The following is a 24,421-nucleotide window of genomic DNA, read 5'->3' as shown; positions in this document are numbered from 1 at the left end:
GCGGTCAACGCTGCCCGCCTTTGTCGCCCTTACGTGTGGGTGACTTCAGTTGCTTCAGCTTCTTCTCTGCCTCGATAAAGTGCTTTTCCACCTCTGAGGGCTGTTGCAACCGTTGCTCGCGGAATTTCTCGAACTCCTGGTGAGCTTTATTCACCGCCTGCTGATTACTGATGCTACCTGCATGGGTCAGCAGCTCACGCCCGGTCATGGTCAGAAATTGATCGAGCCGTTGCTGCCAGTCGGCCATGGTCATGGGCTGGCGATTGAGCGCCTGTACTTCGGCCAATTCCAGGTAGGCATTGACGATGCGGTTGAGGATATTCAGCTCTTCTTCATTCAGGTAGTTCTTGGCAACCTCAATGTCACGCTTCAGCAGATTCTTGCCTGGAAAGTTGGTGATACCCATATTGGGTGCGCCAGCATCTGCGCGCTGGAAAATCAGCTCCGAGGCCGTATGCCCATGAGCCGCCCAGTGCATCTTGTTCTGCACCTGTTTAAAGAACAGCTGGGTTTGCTCCGCCTTGGGGTCGTAGTCCGTGCTGGTGGCGTAAATATCCAGCACCTTGCGCCAGAACACCTTTTCAGAGCTGCGGATATCACGGATACGCGCCAGCAGCTCTTCAAAATAGCGGTCGTTTTGCGGCTCCTTGAGGCGTTCATCATCCAGCACAAAGCCTTTGATGATGTATTCCTTGAGGCGCTCGGTAGCCCAGATCCGGAAGCGGGTGGCAATCGCACTTTTCACCCGGTAACCAACGGCAATGATCATATCCAGATTGTAGAAATCCCGCTGACGGCTGACCTCGCGGCTACCCTCGCGCTGAACTGACAAGAATTTCTTGTGAGTTGCCTCCCGCTCCAGCTCGCCCTCAGCGTAGACGTTCTGAATATGGCCGCTGATATTCTGCTGGGTGGTCTGAAACAGCTCAGCCAGCTGATTCTGGGTCAGCCACAGGGTTTCATCCTGCAAGCGCACCTCAAGCCGCAACCGACCTTCGGCCGCTTCATACAGCAGAATATCCCTTGGGCTACCAGACTGCTCAGAACCCTGGCTCATAACGCACGGACCTCGGTGCTGGGCGACAGCTGACGGAAGATCTGCTCGACGTTGATTTTCACCGCATCAGAGGCAAAGCCATTGTCGCGGAACACCACGCGCAACGGTTCATGCTTGGCCAGCTCCTTGACCAATTCTTCGGTGATGCCAGTGTCGAAGCAGGCGACCAGGGCATTGTCATCGACGAAGAACACCGTCTTGCCATGCAAGGATTCGCGGCGAATCGGCAGGGTCAGATCCACACCCCAGTCCACCAGCACCTGGAACAGCAGATCTTCCGGTGCGCGATCCGGTTTGACGTTGTCCACCGCTTCCAACAGGTCACCTTGGGACAGCTCATCAGGCCGGTAGTAGATGTCCTTCATATTCGAGCTGTCGACCTTAAGCACGCGGAAACCGACATCGCGGTTCCAGCTTGCGTGGCAGTCGCCGTCAATAACTTGCCTGCCAGCGCGGCGGATGCGCTCCCGACTGACTTCCGGGATCGTCTTGAAGCCGGTCTTGAAGGCTGCTGACTTTTCGTCCGCCGCTTCATCAAGCTGAACCAGGATGAATTTCCTATTCCCGCCGTCTTTCGCGTTCTGGAGCATTACGGAATGCGCCGTGGTCGACGACCCTGCGAAGAAGTCGAGGATGATGTCTTTGTCCTCCGTCATCATCTCGATGACTTCCTGCAGAACCAATTCGTCCTTAGGAAAATCGAAAAGGTCGCCCCCCATCAGAGCCCGCAAGCGCTTCGAAGCGGCACGGCCGTCTTGGTAGAAAACACTGTAGGGCGTCTGGAATTCGCTGTCCTTAAGATATTTCTTGATGCAAGGGACCGAATTTTCGTCATCCCCAAAGTGAACCCGATCATCCTTTATCCAATCGGCCATTTTCTTCGGGTCCGGCGTCATCCAGCCCCGTGCAGGAACCTTCACCGGCTTACCAGTGGAAGGATGAAGAACCTCATACTTGGGACCTCCGCCACCAGGCCACGAAATATCCGCAGCGAAGTAGACCCCTCTGCGATCAACGTTACTATAATGCTTGTGAGCCTTTGAAGGATTTCCGTCCGCGAGATCGCGATACCATTCCTTTAGGCCGACGGTCATCGCCCTGTAGTCAGCACCATGCTGGCGTTTCAGTCGCGCATATTGCGCATAAATCTCGTCCAGCCCCTTCTTGCGCTGCCGCCAAGTCACCCCGTTCTCGCGCAGATATACGGAATCGCGCGCATAGCAGACGATGTACTCGTGCGAGACGGAAACCAGCCGCGAGTCATTCTTGCGCCCGGCCGCCCAAACCATGTCGGCGACGAAGTTGGACTGGCCGAAAATCTCGTCCATGATCAGACGCAGCCGTGGCTGTTCGCCCTCATCGCAGGACACGAAGATGGCCCCATCTCGCGTCAGTAGGTTTTTCGCCAACCTGAGGCGTGGGGCGATCATGGTCAACCAGTTGGAGTGGAACCGGCCATTGCCTTCCGGGTTCGCGACAAGGCGCGCGCCCTCCTCGCTTCGCTCTCCCGAAGCAATTTCCTGCATCACTTGATCCGTGGCAAAACTGTCTCGATAAATGAAATCATTGCCAGTGTTGTAGGGCGGGTCGACATAGATTAACTTGATCTGTCCGAGGTAAGTGTCCCGGATCAGCTTGAGCGCTTCGAGGTTGTCGCCCTCAATGAACAGGTTTTCCGTCGTATCGAATTGAAGGCTTTCATCCGGAATGGGTCGTAGCGACTTGTTGATCGGCGCATTCGCAAGTGCCAATGCTTCCCGCTTGCCCGGCCAGTTAAGCTGGTAGCGTTCTTGCGGCCCCTCCACAATCGAGTCGCTCAGCTCTTGGCGCAGCTGATCGAAATCTACTACCAAGCGCAGCGTGCCAGTGGCCTCATCCCGCGCCTCGGTCACGCAACCGGGAAACAGCTCACGAATCTTGGCGATATTGTCCTGACTCAGATCCGGGCTGTGCATTCTCAATTTTTCCATCGTATTTCTCTCAATAATCCTATGTAGCAGCCTGCTGTTCTATCAGACGCTGCAATTCCTGTTTGGCATCGCGCAGCTCAGCATTAAGGGCTACGCGCTTGTTGAATTGTTTCTCGCGGCCCAGCCGCGTTTTGATCCGTTCGACTTGTTTCTGCTGGCTGGCGATGGCCTCGGCAAGCTCAATACGCTGTTCCAGTGTCAACCGCTCGGGCTGCTCTGTGGGTGTTGCCGCCGTGTATACCGCCACCGCGCTGTCGCAGATTTTGGGTGCTCGCGCGCTTGCATCATCTGTCGCTATGGCAACCTTACCCAGAACCAATGGGCTGAGTAATTGCTCATAAAGCCCTGCCATATCCAGTGCCACCGGAAGCGGCTGACGCGGAGAACCTTCCGGCTGCCAGTCTGTTTCGAAGTAGGCCCCTACCACCCAGGGGCTACTGTCCGCATCACTTTTGGGTTTCTGCGCGGGCCGCTTATAAGCTGCAACCAGTTTTATACGTCCACCCTGTACCAGCTCAAAGATCAGCGGAAAAGGAATGGCGCGGTCGATGGCCTTGAGTACCTCGTGATCCAGACTGGCGCCCTTGAGGCCGAGACGAATCACGTGGATCTCTGTCACCGGGGGCGTGGCTGGCAGATTGACCGTTTCCGGGGCCAGTTTGTAGGCCCAGTTGATCTGCTCTACCTGCTGGACAAAGCGTTCCTTAAGGGCAGCACTGACGGCAGCATGCTCGTATATCTTGCTCTTGGGCACCACCCGGCCAAAGGCCGCCTGTTTTGGCCAGGCATAGAGGGTCATGCTGTGCTGCCCTCAATAACCAAAAACGCAATCAGTTCAAAATCATCCAGCCCCTGTATGGTGGTGGTCAGTGCCGTGGTGCGGCCGCCGCCAAACAGGCTGTCGATGTCCTTTTCGTCCTTCACTTCGATCATGCTGCGAATGGCCTGGCTGAGCAGGTCGGAGTAGGGCTGCATATTGCGCCCATCCCGGGTCCGTTCATTGAACAGCTGACACAGGGCGCGGATGGGGTCATCCTTGCCCTTGCAACTACTGCGGATCAGGTCGAGCAGGCGCTTGACTTCGGTATGGTCGGCAATCACTTCACCGTCGTTCCCGATATACACCAGGTAATAGGGGTGCAGACGGTTCTGCTGATTGACGTTGACGCTTTCGTGGATGTTCCTCAGGGCGAAAATAACACCAGGCAGTAAGCCGACGCCCGGTTGCGCCGGAACGATGGCGTGCATGCCGAAAGGCACGTTATCCAGCTCGCCGTTGGCTTTCACATAATTCAGCAGGTCCATGCGAAAGTCGTTCAGGCCCAGATCGGTGATCGAGATGCCAGCTTTGACGTCTTCCAGCTCGATCACTTCATCCTGCAGACGTTTGAGCTGCTCCTTGCGATAGGCAATATCACTGGATTTGGCGGTTAGCACGTTGTCATCACCGGTGGCAGTGACATCGGCGATCACCATACGATTTTCTACCCGCTCCTTGAGGTTGATGTATTCATCCAGGCTGATGTCCGGCCAGTAGTTGACCAGCTGGATTTGCTGGTTGGGTGAACCGATACGGTCGATTCGGCCGAAACGCTGGATGATGCGCACCGGGTTCCAGTGAATGTCATAGTTGACCAGATAATCGCAGTCCTGCAGGTTCTGGCCTTCGGAAATGCAGTCGGTGCCAATCAGGATATCCAGCTCGCCGGGCTCATCGGGCAAGACAATGGCCTTTTCCTTGGAGCGTGGCGAGAACAGGGTCAACAGACTCTGAAAGTCGTAGCCTTTGCGCAGCGTCGACTTGGGCGCGTCAGACCCTGTCACCTTGCCGACATGCAATCCGCGCTTCAAGGCCATCGGGGCAAGGTTGTCATACAAGTAATTGGCGGTATCGGCAAAGGCTGTGAAGATCAGCACCTTGCGGTTGCCGGGGTTCATCGGCTGGTCGATCTTGTCGTTGATCAGTTTGATCAGGTGTTGCAGCTTGCTGTCATCCGCTGGAGCTACCTGGCGCATGGACTCCAACAGGTTGTCTATCAAGGCCAGGTCTGCTGCCAGGTCGTGACGCCAGGAAGGCAGGTCCATATCCGCCAGGCTGATCTGGACTTTTTTGCCTACGGTAAATTCGTCCAGACCCGAGAAACTCTCATCGTCGCCATCAAAGGCGTCGATATCATCCAGATAATCACCCACTTGAGCGGCGTTCCCGCTCGACTCGAAGGCGTCGATTGCTTCCAGCGTGCGAGTAATGTTGCCGCTGAGCGACGCCAGCGTCAGGCGAAAGGCGGCTACCGAGCTTTCCAGACGCTTGAGCAGGTTGGTGGTCATCAGGGCCTGCAGGCTGCGTTCACGGTCGGCCTGGCGCAGCTTGCCTTTGCCGCCTTCTACCTGGGTATCGTAGAGCTCTTCGTACTTGCGCAACCGGCTGGGCAGGATGTAACTGATGGGGGCGTAGACCGAGAGCTTGAGCACCGATAACTGGCTGAATATCTCGTTGAGGTCGGCCACACCCTGGCGTTCAGTAATCGGGCAATGGAACGACAGTGGTTTGCGGCGCTCGGGGAAGTGACCAATGTCGGTGGTGTCGTAAAAGGTCTGGATATGCTTACGCGAGCGGGCAATAGTGACCGAGTCCAGCAGCTCGAAGAAGTCGAAGTCCAGTGCTTTAAGGATGGACGCCGCTGTGCGCTGTTCCGGGGGCAAGTCCGACCAGGCATTGAAGGCTTTCTGTGCCCGGCGGAAAATCTCTTCCACGCTGGTGTTGGTTTTCAGATGCTTGCCGAGGGCATCGGACTCCCCCTCATAGGCCAGCGCCAACTGATTGCGCAGATCGACAAAGCGGTTGTTGACCGGCGTGGCCGACAGCATCAGCACCTTGGTTTTCACCCCGGCGCGGATAACCTTGTTCATCAGCTTCTGGTAACGGGTTTCGCGGTCCTTGTAGACATCGTTGTTGCGGAAGTTGTGAGACTCGTCGATCACCACCAGGTCATAGTTGCCCCAGTTGACCCGGTTCAACGGGATGCCAAAGGACTCTCCGGAGGTGCGGGACAGATCCGTATGGCAGAGCACGTCATAGTTGAAGCGGTCCTTGGCGAAGATATTGGTCGTCAGGTTGCTGTTGTAGTTGCGCCAGTTGTCCGCCAACTTCTTCGGGCATAGCACCAGGACTGACTTGTTGCGCAGCTCGTAATACTTGACCACGGCCAGGGCAGTGAAGGTTTTGCCGAGGCCTACGCTATCGGCCAGGATGCAACCGTTGTAGGTTTCCAGCTTGTTGATGATGCCGGTGGCTGCGTCCTTCTGGTAGTTGAAGAGCTTGTTCCACACCAGGGTATCGCGATAGCCAGTCAGGTCATTCGGCAACACGTCTTCGTCAACGTCTTCCAAAAAATCCCGGAAGATGTTGTAGAGCATGATGAAGTAGATGCGCTCGGGGGAGTTCTCCTGGTAGACCGATTCGATGTGGTCGCAAATTGCAGCGGTAACGTCCTCTACCTTCTCGGAATCGTTCCAGATCTGGTCGAACAGCTGCAGGTACATCTGCGCATGGGCTGGCTCGTCCATACGATTGACGAAGTTTGAGACCGCGTTGCCTTTCTGGTAACCCAGGTCGACGGCCGTGAAGCCATTGACCGGCATATAGGCAGTCGCTTGCTCTCGTCCGGCGACATGCACAAAGGGCTGCATGGGTGCCTTGGTCTTGTTGGAGCGAAACGTGGCCTTTTGACGTATCCATTGCGCGCATTCGCGGGCAACTGCACGCTGAGTTAGCTTGTTGCGAAGCTGAATCTCAAATTCGGTGCCATACAGCCCGCTTTCGCGCTGGGATTTCGGGATGAAGAACTCCCGGCGCTCTTTTTTCAAGCGGTCCGTGACTTCATTGGGTACGAAGGTAGGGGCGGTGAAGATGAACTGCAGGCTCTCCACCCCGGTCAGCTCTTTTTTCAGCGCTTCGAAGGCATAGATGGAGAAGCAGGAGGCGGCAATTTTCAGCTTGGCACCTGGGGTGACGGTCGCTTTGAGGTCGTCGCCCAAGAGGCGGTTGATGTTGTCGATCATTTCCATGAAGTGCACCCGTCCCCAACTGCTGCCGCTTTGCCTCGGCTGGTTATTGTTTGTTCAGCTCTTGGCCGTTCCCGCTTTGGCCACTATCAAGGGGCTGACACTGCTAACCCCAAGCGCCTTGAATGAATCAATATGCAGCGACGCAACAACCAGGCCATGGGTAACCGCAACGGCGGCTACAAAGGCGTCGCTCTCTCTCAATGGGGTCCCGCGCTGGATGGCCTTGGCCACCAAGGCCCCGAAAGCGCCGATGCAGGACTGATCAAAGGGTAAGATCCTGCCGATGAAGAGTGGTGGCAGACGCTGTTCCAAGTCTTTCAACCCTTTGTTACGACGATCCTCGTCCTCAACCAGCGCCATGCCCAGCTGCAGTTCAGCCATGGTGGTTGCGGAGATATACATCGTTTCCAGCGGCTGGGCATCCATCCACTCGATGACCTTTGGCGCAGGGGTGTTGCGCAGCAGCTCGCTGATGATGCTGATGTCGAGCAGAATCATCAGATGCCAACCGGGTGCCCAGCGCGAGCCGCACCAAAGGATGCAAGTTCTTTATCGGTCAGCTTGGCCTGCTTGCCTATGTCGGCCAGCAGAGAGCCCAGTTTGACCCTCCCCTCGGGCGCTAAAGCAGCCTCCAGGATCTCGCGTGCCTCGGCTTCCATGCTGTGCCCATGCAGAGCTGCACGGACGCGCAAGGCGCGGTGTACCTCATCAGGAAGGTTGCGAACAGTCAGCATGGCCATTGGAAGCGTCCCCCATTGCATTCAATGCATTCATAGTACGAGCTTGACTGCACCTTAACAAGATGTGACGCGGCAGCGGTATTCCCTTCGGAGAGCAGGATAGCGTCGAGCCCGCCAGGGCGAGTAAGTTCATGGATTTGCTAGGCCGACGCTTGCGGCGGTATAGCAAATACCTATCCTGCCCTCTTGGACTACCGCACTGTGCCGCTTTGTGCCGCATCGAAGGCATAGATGGGCTGGGTTTTACAATTCAATAGAATATTTATTGATAAGTACGCGAGATGAAATCTCTTTTCTGAATAATTACATGCCCAGTGCGACTATTGTGCGATTGGATGCGGTTCCAGTGCGCTTAAAGTGCGGTAAGCCTGCAAATAGCATCACCTATACAACAACTTACGATATGTCGTAAGTGTTCTGAATGCGCCGCACAAGTATCATTTCATAGTGTGATCAAAGGAGATTGCCTATGGAACTTCTTGAAGAACTTCGTAACGCCAAACTAAAAAAGCCACCAGCTAACGGAAAGGTGGCTTTCTTGAGAAATATTGATCAAATAAAAGCCGCATTGGATCAGGGCTACACGGCAGTAGATGTGTGGCGAGTCATGCATGACCGAGGGGAAGTAAAAGTTAAATACAACCAATTTGCGCTTTATGTCAGGAGATTTATCAGGGAGACAAAACAATGAAGAAGATGATCGGCGCGGCCATGTTAGCAGCAGCCCTTTCAGTCTCACTACCCGTTTATTCTGGCGGGGGTGGATTAACTGGAGGAGCTACGGAAATAACACAGCTTCTGAACAATGCCGAGTTGCTGGATATAGCCATCAAGGAAGCGGAAAACCTGGCCTATCAAATTCGGCAGTATGAAATTATGTATGAGAACTTCCGTAACCTGCCCAACCACATCAAGCAACAAGCGTTGGCGGATCTCCAGGCACTGGCCAGCATCGTGTCCACAGGCCGGGCTGTGGCTTATAGCTCTGGGCAGATCGACGAAGACTATCAGCGAGAATACCGCGACTTCGAATACTACGCTCAACGCCAGCAAGGCAACCATGATGCATTGGCAGAGCGGTACCGGGATTGGTCTCAATCTAATCATGACAGCGTTCGAGGGGCGCTCCGGGCGGCTGGTCTCCAGGCCCAGCAGTTTGACCGGGAAGACTCCGCGCTTCGCACCATTGAAGCGCAAATGGAAAGTGCAGCAGGTACTAAGCAACTGCTCCAGGCGGGGGGCTCTATCGCTGCCATGCAGGTGGAACAGCTCCAGAAGCTCCGGCAGCTCCAAATGGCTCAAATTCAGCTTCAGGCCAGCCATGTAGGTGGCCAAGTGGACCGGCAAGCAGAGGACGATTCTGCCTGGCATCGCGCAGTTGCCCCGCGTGATAACAACCCTGATAGCCAGCAGCCGATCCAGGCCAATGACCTGTTTTGAGGAGTGAGCAATGAATACCAATACCAAAATTCTGATTGCGATTGCTGGGCTGATGGCGACTATCGCAACCGCAGCGGCCTTGTGGCAGACCGATAAGGCGGAAGAAGATGCCGCCTGGGAGCGTGCTACTGCTCCGCGTGAAAACCAGCCAGCTTCGCAGCGCCCTATCACCAGTGATGATCTGTTCGGCTCAGGAGCCGGGGAGGATGGGCAATGAGACCTTGGCTATATCCATTGCTCTACGCTGGCCTGGCGCTGCTCAGCGGGCCTGTCGCCGCTGCTGATGGCGATATAGTCCGCGACCTTCAAGAGGGCTTCCGAGACTCTGTAGCCTTGTGGTACGCCCCGTTGCAGCAAGTAGCGACTTGGCTGCTGCTATCGCTTGCGGTGATTTCCTATACATGGTCAGCAAGCCAGATGGTGCTGCGAAATGCCGATCTAGGCGAATTCGTAGCTGAGTTCGTCAGATTGGTTATTTTCACCGGGTTCTTCCTGTTTCTGATCCAGGGTGGTCAGCAGTTGGCGGAAACCATGATCAAGGGCTGGATATGGATCGGCGGTCAGGCTACCAGTACCAGCTTGAGCCTGAGTGTGCCGGAGATCCTGGAGCGCGGTTTTACCCTTGGGGGCGATGTTATTTCGGCAGGCAGTGGTTTGAGCCGGATCGCCTACACCATCCTGGCGTTACCCGTTGTGATCCTATACACGCTGATTGCCGCTTATGCCTTCTTCGTGCTCGCTGAAATGTACGTGGTCACGGCAGCAGGCATTGTTCTGCTGGGCTTTGGCGGTTCGCAGTGGACTGCGGATTACGCCAAAAAGTACATCACCTACACCATCAGCATCGGTGCCAAGCTCTATGTCATGTTCCTGGTCATCGGCGCTGGTGAGCAGTTTATCCACCAGTGGGCTGTGAATCAGGATCACGAGTCGTTCCGAGCCATTCTCGCCATCATTGGTGTGCTGTTGATGATGGCCATTCTGGTGAAGATGATTCCGGACGCGGTTCAGGGAATCATCAACGGGGCTTCTCTTGGCAGTGCAACGCCGACTGTAGGCGGTATGGCAAGGGCTGCCGGGTCTGTCGCGGTGGGGGCTACTGTAGGCGCAGCGGGCGGCGCTATGGCCGTGCGTGAGGCTTCAAAGTTGGCTGGTGAGCAGCTCGGTGTCGGTGGTGCGCTCGCCTCGGCGGTAGCTCCCGGTGGTGGGTCGTCGGGCGGCAGTTCATTCCTAGGCGCTCAAGCAGGTGGTTCGTCAGCCGGTGGTACCTCACCAAGCGCTGGAACAGGGCCGCTTCCCATGCCTGGTGGTGGTTCATCGGCGGTCAGTGCTACATCGGGGGCTGGGCGCATGGCCCACGCCGGTCAGACCATGAAGAACCTGACGAAGGCGGCAGGTGAAACCCTGGGGGGCAAGATCATGGGTGACTACAACGCCAGTCATGGTTCCTTCGGTGGTTCGATGGCGCAGAAGCTTCGGGCTGAACGGCTCGGCATGTCGGAAGGCGGCGAGCCAGCACATACTGGTGGCCAGCAGAACAGCGGCCAGACCGGTGCCATGAGCGGCACTATCCGAGGCGCATCGCCTTCTGACGGCGGCAGTACGCATAATCAGACCCCCCAAGCCACGCATAATCGCCCTCCCTTTGAACCGGCAAGTAGCGAGCATGGCGGCTCACAGCAGCCCTACATGTCACCTGTACGGAGACTGAACGATGATCAATGAACGCCCGCAAGCCCCTGTTTGGTATCTGCTAGCCTGGTTGGGAATAGTGCTTTTGCTGGTCGGCTTCGCCATCACCGGGTCATGGATTGCCTGGCTGATGCTGCCGGTATGCTATCCCTTCATCATGAAAGCCGTCTCGTGGCGGCCAGAACCCCAAGATCGTAACGGCAATCTTGATGCCTGACCGTTGCCATTAAGGTTACCTGTCGCGTAGGGGCGGTACGCATAATCGGACCCCCCTACGCATAATCGCCCCCCTCGCTGAAAAAACTCATCACCAGTACTGACTGTGCCGGGCGCTGCCCGGCGTTTTAACGCCAAAAAGGGGAAGGAGTGCTTGCCTTGGCGTCGAAATCAGCATGGTCAGCCCATCCATAATAAGAAGAATAATATTCTGATTATTCTTATGTCCACGGGTGTGTCTTCGATACGGGTTTACCACCCATCAAGAGTGAAGCCAAAAGTCATCAGTGTCTGGCGCGAGAGTTGGGAGAAGACCTTCCTTTTTGGCGTTCAAACATCGGCCTTTGGCCGATAGATAAAGCCCTTGGGCTTTATCGGTCAAGGTGTAATCACCCGCATCTGGCGGGTGGTTACACCGCCTGAATATCCTGAGATATCCTGAATATACTGCTAAAACTGCAAAAAATCGGGCCGCTGTGGCACGCTTCCGGGCCGGTGTGACACGGCATCGGGCCCCTGTGACACGTTATCGGGCCCCTGTGACACGCTTTAATCTGCCCCCGGCGTCTATCTCAATGCCGATTTCGACCAATCTGCCTGCGTCTTCCTTGATCCGCCGTCGAAAGTTACGGAGCATGGTGCTGGTCGCAGCAACGCCGCAAACAGCACGAAGCAGGGTATCCAGAAACCACCCGCCGGTTGGGATGCGGTCGTGGGTAAGCACATGCCGGGCAACTGCCTGGCTGATTCCATGTTGCAGCCTGGCAATCGGTGCAGGCGAGTAGTACAGCGGCAAGTCCTTCTCCATCAGCATCACCAGGGCAACGCCCAGCCGGACACGCCACAAGTGACGTTCGCCGCCAGTGAGCGGGTCCCGGCGAGTCATCGATGATGGGATCACGTGGTCGATGAGGCCTCCGATGATGCTGTCACCACGCCGCTCCAGCTCAGGCGTCACGATTTCCACAGTGGCGGCTCGCAGATCGGTCATCAGCTTCTTGAGGCGGGCATGGCTGTACTGGTGATCAGAAATCATCCGGCGCAGCTTCGCCGGGTCAACCAGGAGCTCAATGCCCCCGTCAGAAATGTCGCGACGCCGTTCGGCTATGTACAGAATGGACTCGACGATATCGGCATGGCGCTGCCCAAGCCTGCCGGTTACACGGCATCGGCCAAAACTTGTTTCCATCCACTGTCCTACACGTTCTTGGGGACGCTGGCTAGGCTGATAGATCATTACGCGGGCTTGCAATGCCGTGCTGGTCGGGGCAACTCGGTTACCAGTCTCCATCGCCGCCTCTGCCAACGGACTTCAGATTTACTGGCGAGGGACGTTTCTGCCGCTCAAGTACAGCAGGTTTGAGGATGCCGCCTTCGTGACGCCTGAACCAGCATTCCTGGAAAGGCGCGCCGTAGTTTGCTTTGCTGACGCCAAAGCGGACGAAATACCCACGCTGGCCTCTATCAACGCCCCATTCATCGGCTTCGGCTTGCGTCATGCCAGAGAGGTAGGATTGCCAGCGGATATTATCGACAAGTACGGATGAGCCACGGCTCGCCTGCTGTTGGTCGCCGGTGCCCATCATTGCAGAACCCTTGTTCGAGTGGTGCAAAAACACGATAGAACAGCCAGTATCAGCAGCTATGGCTTCCATGCGGCCAATGACCTGAGCCATAGGTCCGCTGGCGTTCTCTTCCTCGATGTGGAAGCGGCGTAGGGTATCCAAGACCATCAGGCGACGACCCTCGGCAGCCCGTTTAAGCCCATCGAACCAGTCGGGGGCCATGATGTTGGGACATCTGCCGATCAATGGTTCAACCAGCAGTCGTTCAGCCACAGCTTGGCGCTGCTCCGGCGTGAGGTGTGCGCCCAGCGCGTGTAGTCGGTGACAAATAGCAGTTGGTGGATCTTCGGCCGGCAGGTAGATCACTTGGCCCGTGGGCAGCTCACCTATTTCCAGCAAATCGGGGCCACCGGCAATCTGTGCAGCTAATTGCAGAGCAAGCATGGATTTACCTGCTCCACCAGGTGATACAAGGGCACCGACAGTGCCTGTCACCATATTGGGTAAAACATAATCAAGCTGTGGCGGTTCATTCTCAAAAGCCCACATCAGATCAATCGCCATGTGTCACCCCCTATCACCGCAGAGCCGGTCACTGTCCAGCAACTCGGCAATTTGCGAAGTGCGGAAATAAACACGCCGACCGACTTTCAGCTTTGCCTGGTTGATCTCTGTTGCCCAGGGGTTGTTTGTACGCAGGCTTATGCGCAGACCGTCTGGTGAGCGGTCAAGAACAGTGGCCAGTTGGGGAAGGCTCAGTAGTGGGCCAAAACGGTCGAGAAGGGAGTCCTCGATAGTCATTGTGTAATCCTCCGTAATTGATGCTTGCCTTACGAAGGTTATGAATGTCGGGCTGATTTGTATACTTACGATATATCGTAAGATATTGAAAAATAAGGATTTACCGCACTATAGCCGCACTGCAATCGCATTGAGCCGCACAATAAGCGCACTCAATGCCTTAAAGTTATGAATCGTGAGAAGAATATTCAAAAATATTCTAAACCACAGTAAATTATTCTCTTTCATTGCGAAGAAATGATGGGAGTGCAGCTTGGCGCGGTCATTGTTGCGGGCAGGATGTGTACTTGCTACACCGCCGCAAGCGGCGATCCAGCAAGTACCGGGTAACTTACTCGCCCTGGTGGGCTCGACGGTGTGTACAGTTCTGGTAGGGAAGGCTTTACCGGCTCGGGTTGGTCATCCCTTCCTAGGTTTCTGCGAGCGCCGCTGCTCGATGGCATCGAGTTGGTCTACCAAGTCTTCGGCGCGTAGGTGGGTATAGCGCCGTAGCATCTGCATGGACTTGTGGCCGCTGATTGCAGCCACCTGCTGATCACTCAGCCCAGCTTCTACCAATCTGCTAACAGCTTCATGGCGAAGATCGTGAAAGCGGAAGTCATCGAGGCCTGCTTTCTTCTTCGCTTGGTTCCAGAGCTTGGTGTAGGCATAGGGCCCGCGCTTTCCGTCCTTTCCCGGCTCACCAAAGAACACCAGGTCGCAGTCGAGCGGGCGCACCGGATTGTTCAGCGCCTGCTTGAACACCTCGGTAGCGGCCTGGGTCAGCGGCACCAGGCGAGCTTCGTTGTTTTTGGTGTCCGTGAGGCGCACCACGCGACGTTTCACATCGACCTGAGAGCGAGTGAGGGTCAGGATCTCTGAGGAGCGCATACCCGTCTCCAGGGCGATTCTGGCGATCCAGACCAGCATGGGGTTGCTGTGCTGCCGTAGTACGGCGAACAGCCGCTTCTCCTCGTCGGGGCTCAGGCGCCGGTCGCGCCCTTCCCCCGGGCTAGGCTTACGGATGTTCTGGACGGGGTTGTAGGTCAGGCCGAGGCCCCACTCCTGGATGGCCAAGCAGAGCCAGCTCCAGGCGCACAGTATTAGGGCTGATAGGCTGCCCCCGTCGCCCCAGTGTATTGAGCCGCGTGTCGCGGTAGTTGGCGATCAGCTCCGGCGTGAGGGCTGCGAGGGAGTATTTGCCTAGATGCTCGATCAGCGTGTTGGCCTTCTGGCGTTCACTTTTCTGAGTGCTGGGCTTCTTAGTGGGGGTGACATCAGCAAGGTAGCGCTTGAGGGCGGCCTCGAGCGTCATGCGCTCCGAGGCGCTGCGCTGGATATAGACACCGCGAACCATTTCGTCTTCGGTGCGGCGTGCCCAATCCTGGGCATCACGCTTCGTGCGGAAAGTCTTGGCAGTAGTCGGCCAGCCTGTCTTGCGGATGACGGCTTTCCAGCTACCAGAAGGGGTCTTAACAATGGTGGCCATGAAAATCTCCAGGGGGCTGAAGGATCGGCACTGTACCGAAACTGTACCCTTGGACCATGGGACTCACCAGCAAGAATTGCTAACTAGCTGATTTTAATGGTGGGCCCAGTAGGACTTGAACCTACGACCAAGGGATTATGAGTCCCCTGCTCTAACCAACTGAGCTATAGGCCCGAAAAGCGTGCATATAATAGCGAATGTGTGGGGGCGAGGCTACCCCTTGGTGCGCTATCTTACGGCGAAGTCGGCATTTTTTCGGCACTAATTGGCGGCGCTGGGGTCTGGTGGTGAATGCTTCTATGGAGAATCGCTTTGAAAGCTTTGATGGCTCTTTTCCCGCTGCTGTTGGCGCTGCCGGTGCAGGCGGATTGGCAGCTTGATCCTGGCCAGTCTCAGGTGCAGGCGTCGATCACCCAACTGGATGGCGAGACCCCGCAAATTCATCACCATCAGGTGAATAACTTGCAGGGCGATATTGCTGCCGATGGCACGCTGCGCCTGCCGCTGCGCTTGAGCCAAACCGATCTGCTCAATCGCTTTGGGGAACTGCCGCCGTGGGTGGGCTTGCTGGCGAACACCACGCTGGTGACGCTGGTGGCGCAAATGCCGCCGGAGCGGTTAGACGGCTTGGATATTGGCGAGTCGATGGTGGAAACCCTCACCTTTCGGGTGCAAACCGACCTGATTAACCAAGAAGAGGCGGTGCCGCTGCGCTTTACCCGCGAGGGGTTGAACGAGGTGCGCGTGACTCACGCCGAACCCATGGCGTTGGATGGCAACGCGCTGATGGCTAACAGCACGGTGCGCACCGTGCTGTCGATGCTGGGCTACCAGCAGATCGATGAGCATGTGCCCGTCACGCTAAATGCGCTGCTGGTGAACCGCTAACGCTTGGCTTAGCCACTGATGAGCGCCTAGTGGCTAAGCGCTTCAACGTCGCCTGTCTGGGCGGCCCCGGTTTGTACCCGCCACTGGGCGGCATAATGGCCGTCCGCCGCTAACAGGCTGGCGTGGGTGCCGCGCTCCGCCACTTGGCCTTTCTCGATCACCACGATCTCATCGGCGTGCACGATGGTGGAGAGCCGATGGGCAATCATAATCACCGTGCGGCCGTGGGCAATGCGTTTTAGCGAGCGCTGAATGGCCGCTTCGGTTTCGTTATCCACCGCGCTGGTGGCTTCATCCAGCACCAGAATCGGCGGGTCTTTTAACAGCGCCCGCGCCAGTGAAAGCCGCTGGCGTTGGCCGCCAGAAAGTCGCACGCCCCGCTCGCCCACCGGCGTATCCAGCCCTTGGGGCAGCGTTTCGATAAAGCTCCAGGCTTCGGCGGTTTTAGCGGCGTCGATAATCGCGGCATCGTCGGCATCCGGTTGGCCGTAGGCGATGTTGTCGCGAATGCTGCCTTCGAAAAGGTACACATCCTGGCTCACTAGGCCAATGGCTTGGCGAAGTGAGTGCATACTTACGTCGGTGATGGGCTGGCCATCTACCAGCACACGGCCACTGGCGGGGTCGTAAAAGCGCAGCAGCAGTTTGATCAGCGTCGACTTACCCGAGCCGGTGGCCCCCACCAGCGCCAGCGTATTGCCAGCGGACACGTGCAAGTCCACGCCGTTCACGCCCACCTGGCTGGCTTCATATTGAAAGCTCACCGCCTCGAAACGCACGTCGCCTTTTACCGGGGCGGTTAAAGGCGTGGTGCTGTCATCTTTCACGGTAATCGGCACTTCGAGCAAATCCAGAATCCGTTTGGTGCTAGCCATGGCGCGCTCGAACAGGTCGATCACTTGAGCAAGGCCGGTGAGCGGCCACAGCAGGCGTTGGGTCAGAAACACCAGCACGCCGTAAGCGCCCACGTTGAGGCTGCCGTTCAGCGCCATCATGCCACCAACAGTAAAGGTGGCGAGAAAGCCCGCCAAAATCGCCATGCGGATAACCGGAATAAACGCAGAACTGACTTTAATCGCGCGACGGTTGGCTTCCACATAGGCTTCACTGGCATCCCGCAGCCGCTCGGCTTCCCGCGCTTCACTGGTGAAGCTTTTAATCGTAGCGATACCGCTGAGATTGTTGGAGAGACGGCTGGCAAGGTCGCCTACTTTTTCGCGCACGTCGCTGTACAGCGGCCCGGCTTTGCGCTGGAAGAAAAACGCGCCCCAAATGATCAGCGGAATCGGCGTAAACGCTAGCAGCGCGATCAGCGGAGAAAGCACGAAGAACACCGCGCCTACGGCTACCACCGTGACCACCACTTGAATCAGCGCGTTGGCACCGCCATCCAGAAAGCGCTCTAGCTGGTTGACGTCATCGTTCATGGTGGCCACTAGCTGACCGGAGCTTTTCGATTCAAAAAACGCCATGTCGAGGCGCTGGGCGTGCTCATAGGTATCTTGGCGCATATCCGCTTGCAGCCGCTGGGCCAGATTGCGCCAGAGAATCTGAAACAGGTATTCGAACAGCGACTCCCCCGCCCAAATAAAGAAGGTGAGCACCGCCAAAATGGTGATCTGCTCTTGAGGCGATTCAAACCCCAGCCGCGCCACGAAGCTGTTTTCCTGGTTCACCACCACATCGATCGCCACGCCAATCAGAATTTCCGGGGCGATATCGAACAGCTTGTTGATAATCGAGCAAATCGTGGCGGTGATAATCTGCCGCCGATAGCCTTTGGCGTAGCGCAACAGGCGCATTAAGGCGTGAAAGCTTTGATTGACGGACGCTTTGTCAGCGCGGGTCGGGGAAGAAGCCACATCAATTCCTTTTACGTTGTTATCTGCGTAAATCGCCTTTAAACGGGTTGCGTCGCTCGCCGTACGTTGGCAAGCAAAGGGCTGCCGGTATCGGGGTCGAGCAGCAGCGTGCACTCTACCTGATACAGCTCCCGCACCAGCGCAGGCGTCACCACCTCAGCGGGCGCGCCCTGGGCAACAATCTGCCCGTCGCGCATGGCAATCAGGTGGTCGGCGTAGCGGCAGGCGCTGGCGAGGTCGTGCAGCACCATCACCACGGTGCGGCCTTGGCAGGCCAGGTCGCGCACCAGCTCGAATACTTCGATTTGGTGGCCTAAGTCTAACGCGGAGGTGGGCTCGTCGAGTAGTAAAAGCGGCGTTTGCTGAGCGATGGTCATGGCGATCCAGGCGCGCTGGCGCTGGCCGCCGGAAAGCGCTTCCAAAGGCCGGTCGGCAAGCGCTTCCAACCCGGCAGCGGCAAGAGCATGGTGCACTACCTGTTGATCTTCCGCCGACCACTGGCGCAGCCAGCCCTGGTGGGGCTGACGGCCAAAGCGAATCAGTTCGGTGACGGTCAGCCCTTCCGGAGCGACCGCCTCTTGGGGCAGTAGCGCTAGCTTGGTGGCAAGTTGGCGGGCGGGCATCTGGGCGATGTCGTGGCCGTTGAGCAGCACGGCACCACTATCGGGTTTATGCAGGCGGGCAAGCCCAGAGAGCAGAGTGGATTTACCGCAGCCGTTGGGGCCAACAATGGCGGTTACCTGCCCGCTGGGCAAGCTAACGCCGAGTTCGTGAATCACTTGGCGCTGGCCGTAGCTCATGCTGAGCGCATCGGTGGAAAGCGTGGGTAATGAAGTCATGGGCGGCTCCGTTGCGGGCGCATTAATATCCAGAGTAGCCAGGGGCCACCCACCACGGCGGTAACAATCCCCACGGGGATCTCGATAGGGGCAAACAGCGTGCGGCCCGCTAAATCGGCTAGCACCATCACCAGCGCTCCCGCCAGCGTGGCGGCTAGAATGGGAACATGGCGGGCGCTGGAGAGCGAGCGGGCAATTTCAGGGCCAATCAGCGCCACCAAGCCCACCGGCCCCGCCACGGCAACGGCCAGCGCAGTAAGCACCACTGAAAGTAACAGCACCTGCAGCCGCCGCGCTTTCACAGCGGTGCCCAAGCCACTGGCGATGGCATCCTTAAAGCGCAGCAGCGTGAGCGAGCGGGCCAGCGCCAGCGCGGCCACTAGCCCAAGCGCCAAGCCAATACCCAATAGCTGTACCGCGCTTGCCGGGCGGGCATTGAGGGAGCCGACGGTCCAGGGGTAGGCGGCGTTGGCGGTATCAATCGCTACCCGCGCCAACATCAGCTGCGTGACCGCGCCAAAAACAGCGCCCACGCCGATGCCCGCCACGATAAAGCGGTAGCCCTGGGTGCCGCTGCCTGCGGCCAAGCCAAAAGTGAGCACGGCGGCGGTGGTCGCCCCCGCCAGCGCCATGGCGGGCGGGGCGATGCCTACCCCCAAGCCAACAATCGAGGCCACCGCAAAGGCGGTGGCACCGTTATCGATACCGATGATGCCGGGGGTCGCCAAGCGGTTACGGGCCAGGGTTTGCATTAATACCCCGGCCAGCGCAAACGCAGCCCCAGTGAAACAGGCAGCGATCAGGCGAGGTAGGCGCAGCTGCTGCACCATAAACGCGGTCATTCTATCGCCTTGCCCCAGCAAGGAAGCCACCACCGCATTGGGAGAAAGCGTTACGCTGCCCAGGCTTAAATAGAGCACGCAAGCGGCCATCAGTGCGGCACTCAACCCGATATTCACCGCCACAGCGCGCTTTTCCAGCAGCACGCTCACCCCATAACGGGGCAGCGCAGCGCGCCAGTAGCCCTGCGGGGCAGCCACCGCCTGGGCGCTCGGCTCTTCTTGATAAGCGGTGGATGTGCGGGGCAGTACCACACCGCTCATCGACTGTTTTGCCGTCATTTTCATAGCATCAGATAACCAAAGAGAGTGCGTTAGAGCATCGGCAGGCGCTTGGCCCGCACCACCGCAATCAGCACCGGCGCGCCGCATAGCGCGGTGAGCACGCCCAAGGGCAGCTCGGAGGGAGCAACGACGACACGGGAGATAATATCGGCGGTAAGCACGATCAGTGGGCCGACGGGCAGGCAGAACCAGAGCGTGCGGCGAATATCCGGCCCGGCGATGGCCCGCGCCACAAAAGGCACTACCAGCCCCACAAACGCAATCGGCCCGGCAATAGCGGTGGCCGCGCCGACTAATAGCGCCACGCAGCCCACCGCCAGCCAGCGAATCAGCCCAGGGCGGTGCCCTAAACCGCTGGCGGCCCGCTCCCCTAGCGCCAGCGCAGCCAGTGGCCGGGCAATCACGACAACGCCCGCTCCTGCTATCAACAGGCTTGGCAGCACGGCCCATAAATCGTCTAGCCGCCTACCCGCCAAGCTGCCCACCACCCAAAAGCGAATCTCATCGGCGGCGCGCTGGTCGTAGAGCAGCATCAGTGCGCTGAGCGAACCGAGCAGCCCGGAAAACGCGGCCCCCGCTAACACTAAGCGCACCGGGTCGCTCCCCACACCGCGCAGCCGCGCCACGCTGAGTACGCATACGCAGCCGATCAGCGCGCCTAGCTGTGCCACGGGAATGCGCAAAGTGGCCGCGCTGGCCCCTAACACCAGTGCCAGGGAAACAGCAAACGCAGCGCCTGCGCTCACGCCCAACAAGCCCGGATCGGCCAGCGGGTTGCGTGAAACCGCTTGCAGCAGCGCCCCCGCTACGCCCAGCGCAACGCCAACGGCAATACCAATTAGCGTGCGAGGGGCGCGCAGTTCCCAGACGATAAAGCGCGCTTCCGCGTGATCACTACCGCTTAGCAGCCCTAACACTTGGCGGGGGCCAACGCTGCCTGCGCCTATCAACAAACTAACGACGCTCACCGCCACAAGGGCGGTGAGCAGAATCAGCATCCAGTGTCGGGATGAGCAGCGCCACCTGGCGCTACTTCCAGCCTTGGTAAGTAGCATCACGGCAATAACGCATTCTCGATGTCATCCAGAATCGCCTGGGCCGCCAGCGGGCCGTTGGCACTGCTCCAGAGCTGGCCGTTGACCGGCACCACTCGTTCGTTCTGTACCACGTTCAAGCGGTTGAAGGCGGGGCTCTGTTTGGCGCTATCTAGGGCGGCTTGGCCGTCATCATTTAGCGTGGCCAAAAACAGCCAGTCGCCGTCTACCTGAGAGAGGTTTTCAAGGCTTAATACGTCGCTGTGCACGCCCCGTTCACCGATCAGCTCGCCGCCTTGCACATCCAGGCCGACGCGCTCTAACAGGCCGGTGGCAATCAGGTTTTCCGACATTACCATGGGGCCGCCAGGCATCCAGCGCACCAGATAGGCGTTGATGCCCACGTCGGCGTCAGCTACTGCGTCTGACATAGCGTCGACCCGCTGATCGACGGCGCTGATCGCTTCGTCAATGGCCTCTTCCTGATTCAAAGCCTGGCCGAATAAGCGCGCTTCGGCTTCCCAGTTATCGGCCGCTAGCGGTTGCGTGTGGGGCACCACAGTGGGAGCAATTTGCGATAGCAGTTGGTACTGCTCCTCCGGCAGCTGGGCCGCGGCTAGAATCAGGTCCGGCTGCTGGGCCAACACCGCTTCAATATTGATTTCCCGCACGACGCCCACAATCTCAGGGTGTTCGAGCTCGTTCGCACTGAGGTAGTCGGTCACGTATTCCGCCACGTTGTCGCCGCCACGGGTGGTGACCGCCCCTACCGGGGTCACGCCTGCCGCCAGCGCGGCATCCAGCGCACCTTCATATAGGGTGACTACACGCTCTGGGTGATCAACAACCTCAACGTTGCCGTAAGCCGTCTCCAGCGTGCGCGCTTGGGCGGTGCCCACCAGCAAGCCGCCCATCACCATCCCGAGTAAACCGCGCTGCAGTAACGTGTGTCGCATGTGAGCCTCTCCTGATTAACCGTTAATCCAATAGTAACGATTCTCAAAATCACTTGCACTCCTATTACACCGAATGACGTGTTGCAGTTACTGCAACGTCAGGCTGCCCATATTAGCTAGCGGTCTAACAACCTTCTGCAGGCAGGCGCTCCCCACCCGGCACTGTTCCATTAATAGCAACACCATGTTCGATCAAACCATCTCGCAAGTGGGAACTTTTCTTCTTAGAATCCGCAACTCATTTGATAATTAGTTTCATTAGCAAACAAGATTTATATCAGGGAGGTTGTCATGCCACGCTTTACTCGTACCGCGTTAGCCAGTGCCATTGCGCTAAGCGTTACCGCTACTGCCGCCAACGGGCAAGAAGCAGCGCAACTGGATAACATCGTTGTCTCTGCCAGCGGTTTCGAGCAGGCACTGGTGGACGCCCCAGCAAGTATCTCGGTTATTTCCAGAGAAGAGCTTCAGCGCGAACGCATTACCAGCGTGGCTGATGCACTGCGTAATGTAGAAGGGGTAGATGTTGGCGGACAAGTGGGCAAAACCGGTGGCAGCAATATCAGCATTCGCGGTATGCCCAGCGACTACACGCTAATCCTGATTGATGGCCGCCGCCAAAATGCGGCTGGAAGCGTCACGCCTAACGGTTTTGGCGAAACCTCGACCAGCTTCTTCCCGCCGGTTTCCAGCATTGAGCGTATTGAGGTGATTCGCGGGCCGATGTCCACCCTATACGGTTCAGATGCCATGGGCGGCGTGATCAACATTATTACCCGCCGAGTAGACCGCGAATGGGTTGGCTCGGTCGGCGTCGAGAGTACTTTTAATGAAGATCGTGACTTTGGCGACCGCCGTGAAATTAACCTCTACACCAGCGGCCCGCTGGTAGAGGACACGCTGGGCGTTCAACTGCGCGGGCGTTTTTATGAGCGTGACGCATCAGAGCTTGTCTACACCGACGCTAACGGCAACCCGGTTGAGGTGAGCCAGCGTGGCCCTAGCCCGGTAGAGGGCGATGTGTACAACCTGGGCGGCAAACTAACCTGGACGCCTAACGACAGCCACGACCTTTGGCTGGATGGGGAGGTGAACCGCCAGCGCTACAACAACGACGAGTGCCAACTCGGTACGTTGGACGGCCGCACCCGCAGCTGTGCGCCCAACCCTGGCGTGGCAAACGGCTATGCCGACGAGCTGCGTTTTGAGCGGGAACAGGTGGCTATCGGCCATACTGGACGCTTTGCCACAGGCACGCTGGAATCGAGCCTAATGCGTAACACCACGGAAACCACTGGCCGTACGATTCCCGGTGAAGAGGGTGTTGCCTATGAGGGCTTCCCCAGCATTATTGGCGGTGCCCCGCGTAAGCTGGAAACCACCAATACGGTACTGGATAGCAAGTTTATTATGCCGCTGGGTAACCACATGACCACCGTTGGCCTACAGTGGTGGGATGCTGAGTTGGATGATGGCTTGGCCAATGAGACTTTCGAGCAAACCACCTGGTCGCTCTTTGCGGAAGACGAGTGGATGCTGCGTGATGATCTCGCGCTGACGCTGGGCGGCCGCTACGACCATCACGATGCGTTTGGCAGCCAGTTCAGCCCCCGCAGCTATTTAGTCTGGAACACCACGCCGAACTGGACATTAAAAGGCGGTGTGAGCCGTGGCTACAAGACCCCGACCCTGAATGACCTTCACTCGGGTATTAACGGGGTGACCGGCCAGGGCACGATCCTGACGATCGGCAACCCGGACCTTGAGCCGGAAACCAGCACCAGCAGCGAAATCGGCGCGCACTACGATAGTCAAACAGGCTTTACCGCCAGCGCGACGCTGTTCTACAACCAGTTCGACGATAAAATTGCCAGCGGCAACGATATCCTGATTGAAAACGACCCGCTTATCCCGGATGGCGTGTATAGCCAGGACGTGAATATCGATGAAGCGGTGACTCAGGGGGTCGAGCTCTCCACCAGCTATCAATTCACCCCCGATTGGCGCTTATCCGCTAATTACACCTACACCGATAGCGAGCAGAAAAGCGGCAATAATCGTGGCGAACCGCTAACTGATACGCCCGAACACGCGCTGAACGCCACGCTGCGTTGGCAGGCGACACCGAAGCTAGATACTTGGCTCTCTGCCGAGTACCGCAGCGAGCGCTATCGCAACCGTGAACGTGTTAGGGGCGCGCCCTCCTTCGCTGACCTGGGGGATTTCAAAGCCTACTCGCTGTTTCACCTAGGCGGCAGTTACGCGTTTACCGACCAATTTAACGTCAGCGCCACCCTCTACAACTTATTTGATAAAGACTTTGTCGACTACCGCGCCTACGGCGATGGCACCAGCTTCGGCAACGTTTACGCCAACAGCGAAGAGGGTCGCCGCCTGTGGCTCTCTGCTCGCTATGAGTTCTAAACAGACGCCCATGTAGTTTCACTTACTGTTTCAATGCTCACTTGCTGCCCCGGCTACGCACCGGGGCTTTTTTATGTTTTTTGTGGATCGCCTCAGCAGTAGCTTCCCTCTATAGCGACAATTCATGGTTTTAATATATCCTGAATCCGTGAGACCGGCCCCCGGAAGCACTTCTAACCCACTGACCTGCATGGCAATATAGCCATTATCGCCATTCACCCAGACAGTGCCATGCCCAACATAAAGTTCCGCGCCAGTCGCCGCACCCTCACCAGCC

Annotated in this window: 24 protein-coding genes and 1 tRNA gene; 7 read left to right on the top strand and 18 right to left on the bottom strand. The window is 57.6% G+C overall.

What is annotated here, in order from left to right; translation table 11 throughout:
- Nucleotides 1-4: 4 nt before the first annotated feature.
- From AC13CY_RS17055 to AC13CY_RS17030, 6 genes are read right to left on the bottom strand one after another with little or no spacing between them, the layout of a single operon-like run.
- Nucleotides 5-1,057 (bottom strand): virulence RhuM family protein, encoded by a 1,053-nt coding sequence (locus AC13CY_RS17055; protein ID WP_172514786.1) that lies wholly within the window; start codon nucleotides 1,055-1,057, stop codon nucleotides 5-7.
- Nucleotides 1,054-3,027: a site-specific DNA-methyltransferase gene (locus AC13CY_RS17050; RefSeq protein ID WP_172514787.1), complete on the bottom strand. Its 1,974-nt coding sequence runs from the start codon at nucleotides 3,025-3,027 to the stop codon at nucleotides 1,054-1,056. Before AC13CY_RS17050 ends, AC13CY_RS17055 begins: the two co-directional genes overlap by 4 nt.
- 19 nt (nucleotides 3,028-3,046) lie before the next feature.
- On the bottom strand, nucleotides 3,047-3,826 hold the full coding sequence (locus AC13CY_RS17045) for a DUF4391 domain-containing protein (protein ID WP_172514788.1): 780 nt from the start codon (nucleotides 3,824-3,826) through the stop codon (nucleotides 3,047-3,049).
- Entirely contained in the window at nucleotides 3,823-7,095 is a 3,273-nt protein-coding gene (locus AC13CY_RS17040) for a helicase-related protein (RefSeq protein ID WP_172514789.1), read from the bottom strand. The genes AC13CY_RS17045 and AC13CY_RS17040 overlap by 4 nt, the downstream gene beginning before the upstream one ends.
- A 54-nt stretch (nucleotides 7,096-7,149) precedes the next feature.
- Nucleotides 7,150-7,593 (bottom strand): PIN domain-containing protein, encoded by a 444-nt coding sequence (locus AC13CY_RS17035; protein WP_172514790.1) that lies wholly within the window; start codon nucleotides 7,591-7,593, stop codon nucleotides 7,150-7,152.
- Nucleotides 7,593-7,835 carry a FitA-like ribbon-helix-helix domain-containing protein gene (locus AC13CY_RS17030; RefSeq protein ID WP_172515693.1) on the bottom strand — a complete coding sequence of 81 codons (243 nt, stop codon included), beginning with the start codon at nucleotides 7,833-7,835 and terminating at the stop codon, nucleotides 7,593-7,595. The genes AC13CY_RS17035 and AC13CY_RS17030 overlap by 1 nt, the downstream gene beginning before the upstream one ends.
- A 469-nt stretch (nucleotides 7,836-8,304) precedes the next feature.
- Here AC13CY_RS17030 and AC13CY_RS17025 point away from each other — a divergent pair, with 469 nt between their 5' ends.
- From AC13CY_RS17025 to AC13CY_RS17005, 5 genes are read left to right on the top strand one after another with little or no spacing between them, the layout of a single operon-like run.
- Nucleotides 8,305-8,526, top strand: coding sequence for a TraK family protein (locus AC13CY_RS17025; RefSeq protein WP_090538720.1), 222 nt, complete (start codon nucleotides 8,305-8,307; stop codon nucleotides 8,524-8,526).
- The gene (gene trbJ, locus AC13CY_RS17020; protein WP_172514791.1) at nucleotides 8,523-9,275 is read left to right on the top strand and encodes a P-type conjugative transfer protein TrbJ; all 753 of its coding nucleotides are present in this window, start codon (nucleotides 8,523-8,525) and stop codon (nucleotides 9,273-9,275) included. Before AC13CY_RS17025 ends, trbJ begins: the two co-directional genes overlap by 4 nt.
- 10 nt (nucleotides 9,276-9,285) lie before the next feature.
- Nucleotides 9,286-9,492: a hypothetical protein gene (locus tag AC13CY_RS17015; RefSeq protein WP_090538718.1), complete on the top strand. Its 207-nt coding sequence runs from the start codon at nucleotides 9,286-9,288 to the stop codon at nucleotides 9,490-9,492.
- On the top strand, nucleotides 9,489-11,000 hold the full coding sequence (trbL, locus tag AC13CY_RS17010) for a P-type conjugative transfer protein TrbL (RefSeq protein ID WP_172514792.1): 1,512 nt from the start codon (nucleotides 9,489-9,491) through the stop codon (nucleotides 10,998-11,000). Before AC13CY_RS17015 ends, trbL begins: the two co-directional genes overlap by 4 nt.
- Nucleotides 10,990-11,184: a hypothetical protein gene (locus AC13CY_RS17005; protein WP_090538716.1), complete on the top strand. Its 195-nt coding sequence runs from the start codon at nucleotides 10,990-10,992 to the stop codon at nucleotides 11,182-11,184. Before trbL ends, AC13CY_RS17005 begins: the two co-directional genes overlap by 11 nt.
- A gap of 525 nt (nucleotides 11,185-11,709) precedes the next feature.
- Here AC13CY_RS17005 and AC13CY_RS17000 read toward each other — a convergent pair.
- The 6 genes from AC13CY_RS17000 to AC13CY_RS16975 form a co-directional block, all read right to left on the bottom strand.
- Entirely contained in the window at nucleotides 11,710-12,372 is a 663-nt protein-coding gene (locus tag AC13CY_RS17000) for an ABC transporter ATPase (RefSeq protein WP_287808745.1), read from the bottom strand.
- Between the two features lie 88 nt (nucleotides 12,373-12,460).
- Complete coding sequence (locus AC13CY_RS16995) at nucleotides 12,461-13,312, bottom strand: helicase RepA family protein (protein WP_172514794.1); 852 nt, start codon at nucleotides 13,310-13,312, stop codon at nucleotides 12,461-12,463.
- A gap of 3 nt (nucleotides 13,313-13,315) precedes the next feature.
- Nucleotides 13,316-13,549, bottom strand: coding sequence for a hypothetical protein (locus tag AC13CY_RS16990; protein WP_044387770.1), 234 nt, complete (start codon nucleotides 13,547-13,549; stop codon nucleotides 13,316-13,318).
- 399 nt (nucleotides 13,550-13,948) lie between these two features.
- A complete protein-coding gene (locus AC13CY_RS16985) occupies nucleotides 13,949-14,605 on the bottom strand; it encodes a site-specific integrase (RefSeq protein ID WP_232068268.1) in 657 nt (218 codons plus the stop codon).
- Nucleotides 14,547-15,017 carry a tyrosine-type recombinase/integrase gene (locus AC13CY_RS16980; RefSeq protein ID WP_232068269.1) on the bottom strand — a complete coding sequence of 157 codons (471 nt, stop codon included), beginning with the start codon at nucleotides 15,015-15,017 and terminating at the stop codon, nucleotides 14,547-14,549. Before AC13CY_RS16980 ends, AC13CY_RS16985 begins: the two co-directional genes overlap by 59 nt.
- Nucleotides 15,018-15,114: 97 nt before the next feature.
- A tRNA-Ile gene (locus AC13CY_RS16975) sits at nucleotides 15,115-15,191 on the bottom strand.
- 138 nt (nucleotides 15,192-15,329) lie between these two features.
- Here AC13CY_RS16975 and AC13CY_RS16970 point away from each other — a divergent pair.
- Complete coding sequence (locus tag AC13CY_RS16970; RefSeq protein ID WP_483052829.1) at nucleotides 15,330-15,905, top strand: hypothetical protein; 576 nt, start codon at nucleotides 15,330-15,332, stop codon at nucleotides 15,903-15,905.
- 26 nt (nucleotides 15,906-15,931) lie between these two features.
- Here the strand turns inward: AC13CY_RS16970 and AC13CY_RS16965 are convergent, their stop codons facing one another.
- The 5 genes from AC13CY_RS16965 to AC13CY_RS16945 all read right to left on the bottom strand — a co-directional run bounded on the left by AC13CY_RS16965 (nucleotide 15,932) and on the right by AC13CY_RS16945 (nucleotide 21,720).
- The gene (locus AC13CY_RS16965; RefSeq protein WP_054645302.1) at nucleotides 15,932-17,707 is read right to left on the bottom strand and encodes an ABC transporter ATP-binding protein; all 1,776 of its coding nucleotides are present in this window, start codon (nucleotides 17,705-17,707) and stop codon (nucleotides 15,932-15,934) included.
- Between the two features lie 98 nt (nucleotides 17,708-17,805).
- Nucleotides 17,806-18,606, bottom strand: a complete 801-nt coding sequence (locus tag AC13CY_RS16960) for an ABC transporter ATP-binding protein (protein ID WP_062375879.1) — start codon at nucleotides 18,604-18,606, stop codon at nucleotides 17,806-17,808.
- Nucleotides 18,603-19,733: a FecCD family ABC transporter permease gene (locus AC13CY_RS16955; RefSeq protein WP_054641657.1), complete on the bottom strand. Its 1,131-nt coding sequence runs from the start codon at nucleotides 19,731-19,733 to the stop codon at nucleotides 18,603-18,605. Before AC13CY_RS16955 ends, AC13CY_RS16960 begins: the two co-directional genes overlap by 4 nt.
- Nucleotides 19,734-19,759: 26 nt before the next feature.
- On the bottom strand, nucleotides 19,760-20,728 hold the full coding sequence (locus AC13CY_RS16950) for a FecCD family ABC transporter permease (protein ID WP_054641654.1): 969 nt from the start codon (nucleotides 20,726-20,728) through the stop codon (nucleotides 19,760-19,762).
- Between the two features lie 56 nt (nucleotides 20,729-20,784).
- The gene (locus AC13CY_RS16945; RefSeq protein WP_054641653.1) at nucleotides 20,785-21,720 is read right to left on the bottom strand and encodes an ABC transporter substrate-binding protein; all 936 of its coding nucleotides are present in this window, start codon (nucleotides 21,718-21,720) and stop codon (nucleotides 20,785-20,787) included.
- A gap of 291 nt (nucleotides 21,721-22,011) precedes the next feature.
- Between AC13CY_RS16945 and AC13CY_RS16940 the strand changes: the two genes are divergently transcribed.
- Nucleotides 22,012-24,144, top strand: coding sequence for a TonB-dependent receptor domain-containing protein (locus tag AC13CY_RS16940; protein WP_172514795.1), 2,133 nt, complete (start codon nucleotides 22,012-22,014; stop codon nucleotides 24,142-24,144).
- 30 nt (nucleotides 24,145-24,174) lie between these two features.
- Here the strand turns inward: AC13CY_RS16940 and AC13CY_RS16935 are convergent.
- Nucleotides 24,175-24,421: hypothetical protein (locus tag AC13CY_RS16935; RefSeq protein WP_483052828.1), on the bottom strand; the 247-nt coding region annotated here is incomplete at its 5' end.

The organism is Vreelandella sp. L-15, assembly GCF_056857635.1.
The sequence above is the reverse complement of the archived record's forward strand: the minus strand, read 5'-3'. Positions and strand labels throughout refer to the sequence as shown.

Excerpts from the sequence above, each read along its gene's own strand:
- AC13CY_RS17055 (WP_172514786.1), bottom strand. The coding sequence starts at position 1,057 with ATGAGCCAGGGTTCTGAGCAGTCTGGTAGCCCAAGGGATATTCTGCTG.
- AC13CY_RS17050 (WP_172514787.1), bottom strand. The coding sequence starts at position 3,027 with ATGGAAAAATTGAGAATGCACAGCCCGGATCTGAGTCAGGACAATATC.
- AC13CY_RS17045 (WP_172514788.1), bottom strand. The coding sequence starts at position 3,826 with ATGACCCTCTATGCCTGGCCAAAACAGGCGGCCTTTGGCCGGGTGGTG.
- AC13CY_RS17040 (WP_172514789.1), bottom strand. The coding sequence starts at position 7,095 with ATGGAAATGATCGACAACATCAACCGCCTCTTGGGCGACGACCTCAAA.
- AC13CY_RS17035 (WP_172514790.1), bottom strand. The coding sequence starts at position 7,593 with ATGATTCTGCTCGACATCAGCATCATCAGCGAGCTGCTGCGCAACACC.
- AC13CY_RS17030 (WP_172515693.1), bottom strand. The coding sequence starts at position 7,835 with ATGGCCATGCTGACTGTTCGCAACCTTCCTGATGAGGTACACCGCGCC.
- AC13CY_RS17025 (WP_090538720.1), top strand. The coding sequence starts at position 8,305 with ATGGAACTTCTTGAAGAACTTCGTAACGCCAAACTAAAAAAGCCACCA.
- trbJ (WP_172514791.1), top strand. The coding sequence starts at position 8,523 with ATGAAGAAGATGATCGGCGCGGCCATGTTAGCAGCAGCCCTTTCAGTC.
- AC13CY_RS17015 (WP_090538718.1), top strand. The coding sequence starts at position 9,286 with ATGAATACCAATACCAAAATTCTGATTGCGATTGCTGGGCTGATGGCG.
- trbL (WP_172514792.1), top strand. The coding sequence starts at position 9,489 with ATGAGACCTTGGCTATATCCATTGCTCTACGCTGGCCTGGCGCTGCTC.
- AC13CY_RS17005 (WP_090538716.1), top strand. The coding sequence starts at position 10,990 with ATGATCAATGAACGCCCGCAAGCCCCTGTTTGGTATCTGCTAGCCTGG.
- AC13CY_RS17000 (WP_287808745.1), bottom strand. The coding sequence starts at position 12,372 with ATGGAAACAAGTTTTGGCCGATGCCGTGTAACCGGCAGGCTTGGGCAG.
- AC13CY_RS16995 (WP_172514794.1), bottom strand. The coding sequence starts at position 13,312 with ATGGCGATTGATCTGATGTGGGCTTTTGAGAATGAACCGCCACAGCTT.
- AC13CY_RS16990 (WP_044387770.1), bottom strand. The coding sequence starts at position 13,549 with ATGACTATCGAGGACTCCCTTCTCGACCGTTTTGGCCCACTACTGAGC.
- AC13CY_RS16980 (WP_232068269.1), bottom strand. The coding sequence starts at position 15,017 with ATGGCCACCATTGTTAAGACCCCTTCTGGTAGCTGGAAAGCCGTCATC.
- AC13CY_RS16965 (WP_054645302.1), bottom strand. The coding sequence starts at position 17,707 with ATGCGCCTGTTGCGCTACGCCAAAGGCTATCGGCGGCAGATTATCACC.
- AC13CY_RS16960 (WP_062375879.1), bottom strand. The coding sequence starts at position 18,606 with ATGACTTCATTACCCACGCTTTCCACCGATGCGCTCAGCATGAGCTAC.
- AC13CY_RS16955 (WP_054641657.1), bottom strand. The coding sequence starts at position 19,733 with ATGAAAATGACGGCAAAACAGTCGATGAGCGGTGTGGTACTGCCCCGC.
- AC13CY_RS16950 (WP_054641654.1), bottom strand. The coding sequence starts at position 20,728 with ATGCTGATTCTGCTCACCGCCCTTGTGGCGGTGAGCGTCGTTAGTTTG.
- AC13CY_RS16945 (WP_054641653.1), bottom strand. The coding sequence starts at position 21,720 with ATGCGACACACGTTACTGCAGCGCGGTTTACTCGGGATGGTGATGGGC.
- AC13CY_RS16940 (WP_172514795.1), top strand. The coding sequence starts at position 22,012 with ATGCCACGCTTTACTCGTACCGCGTTAGCCAGTGCCATTGCGCTAAGC.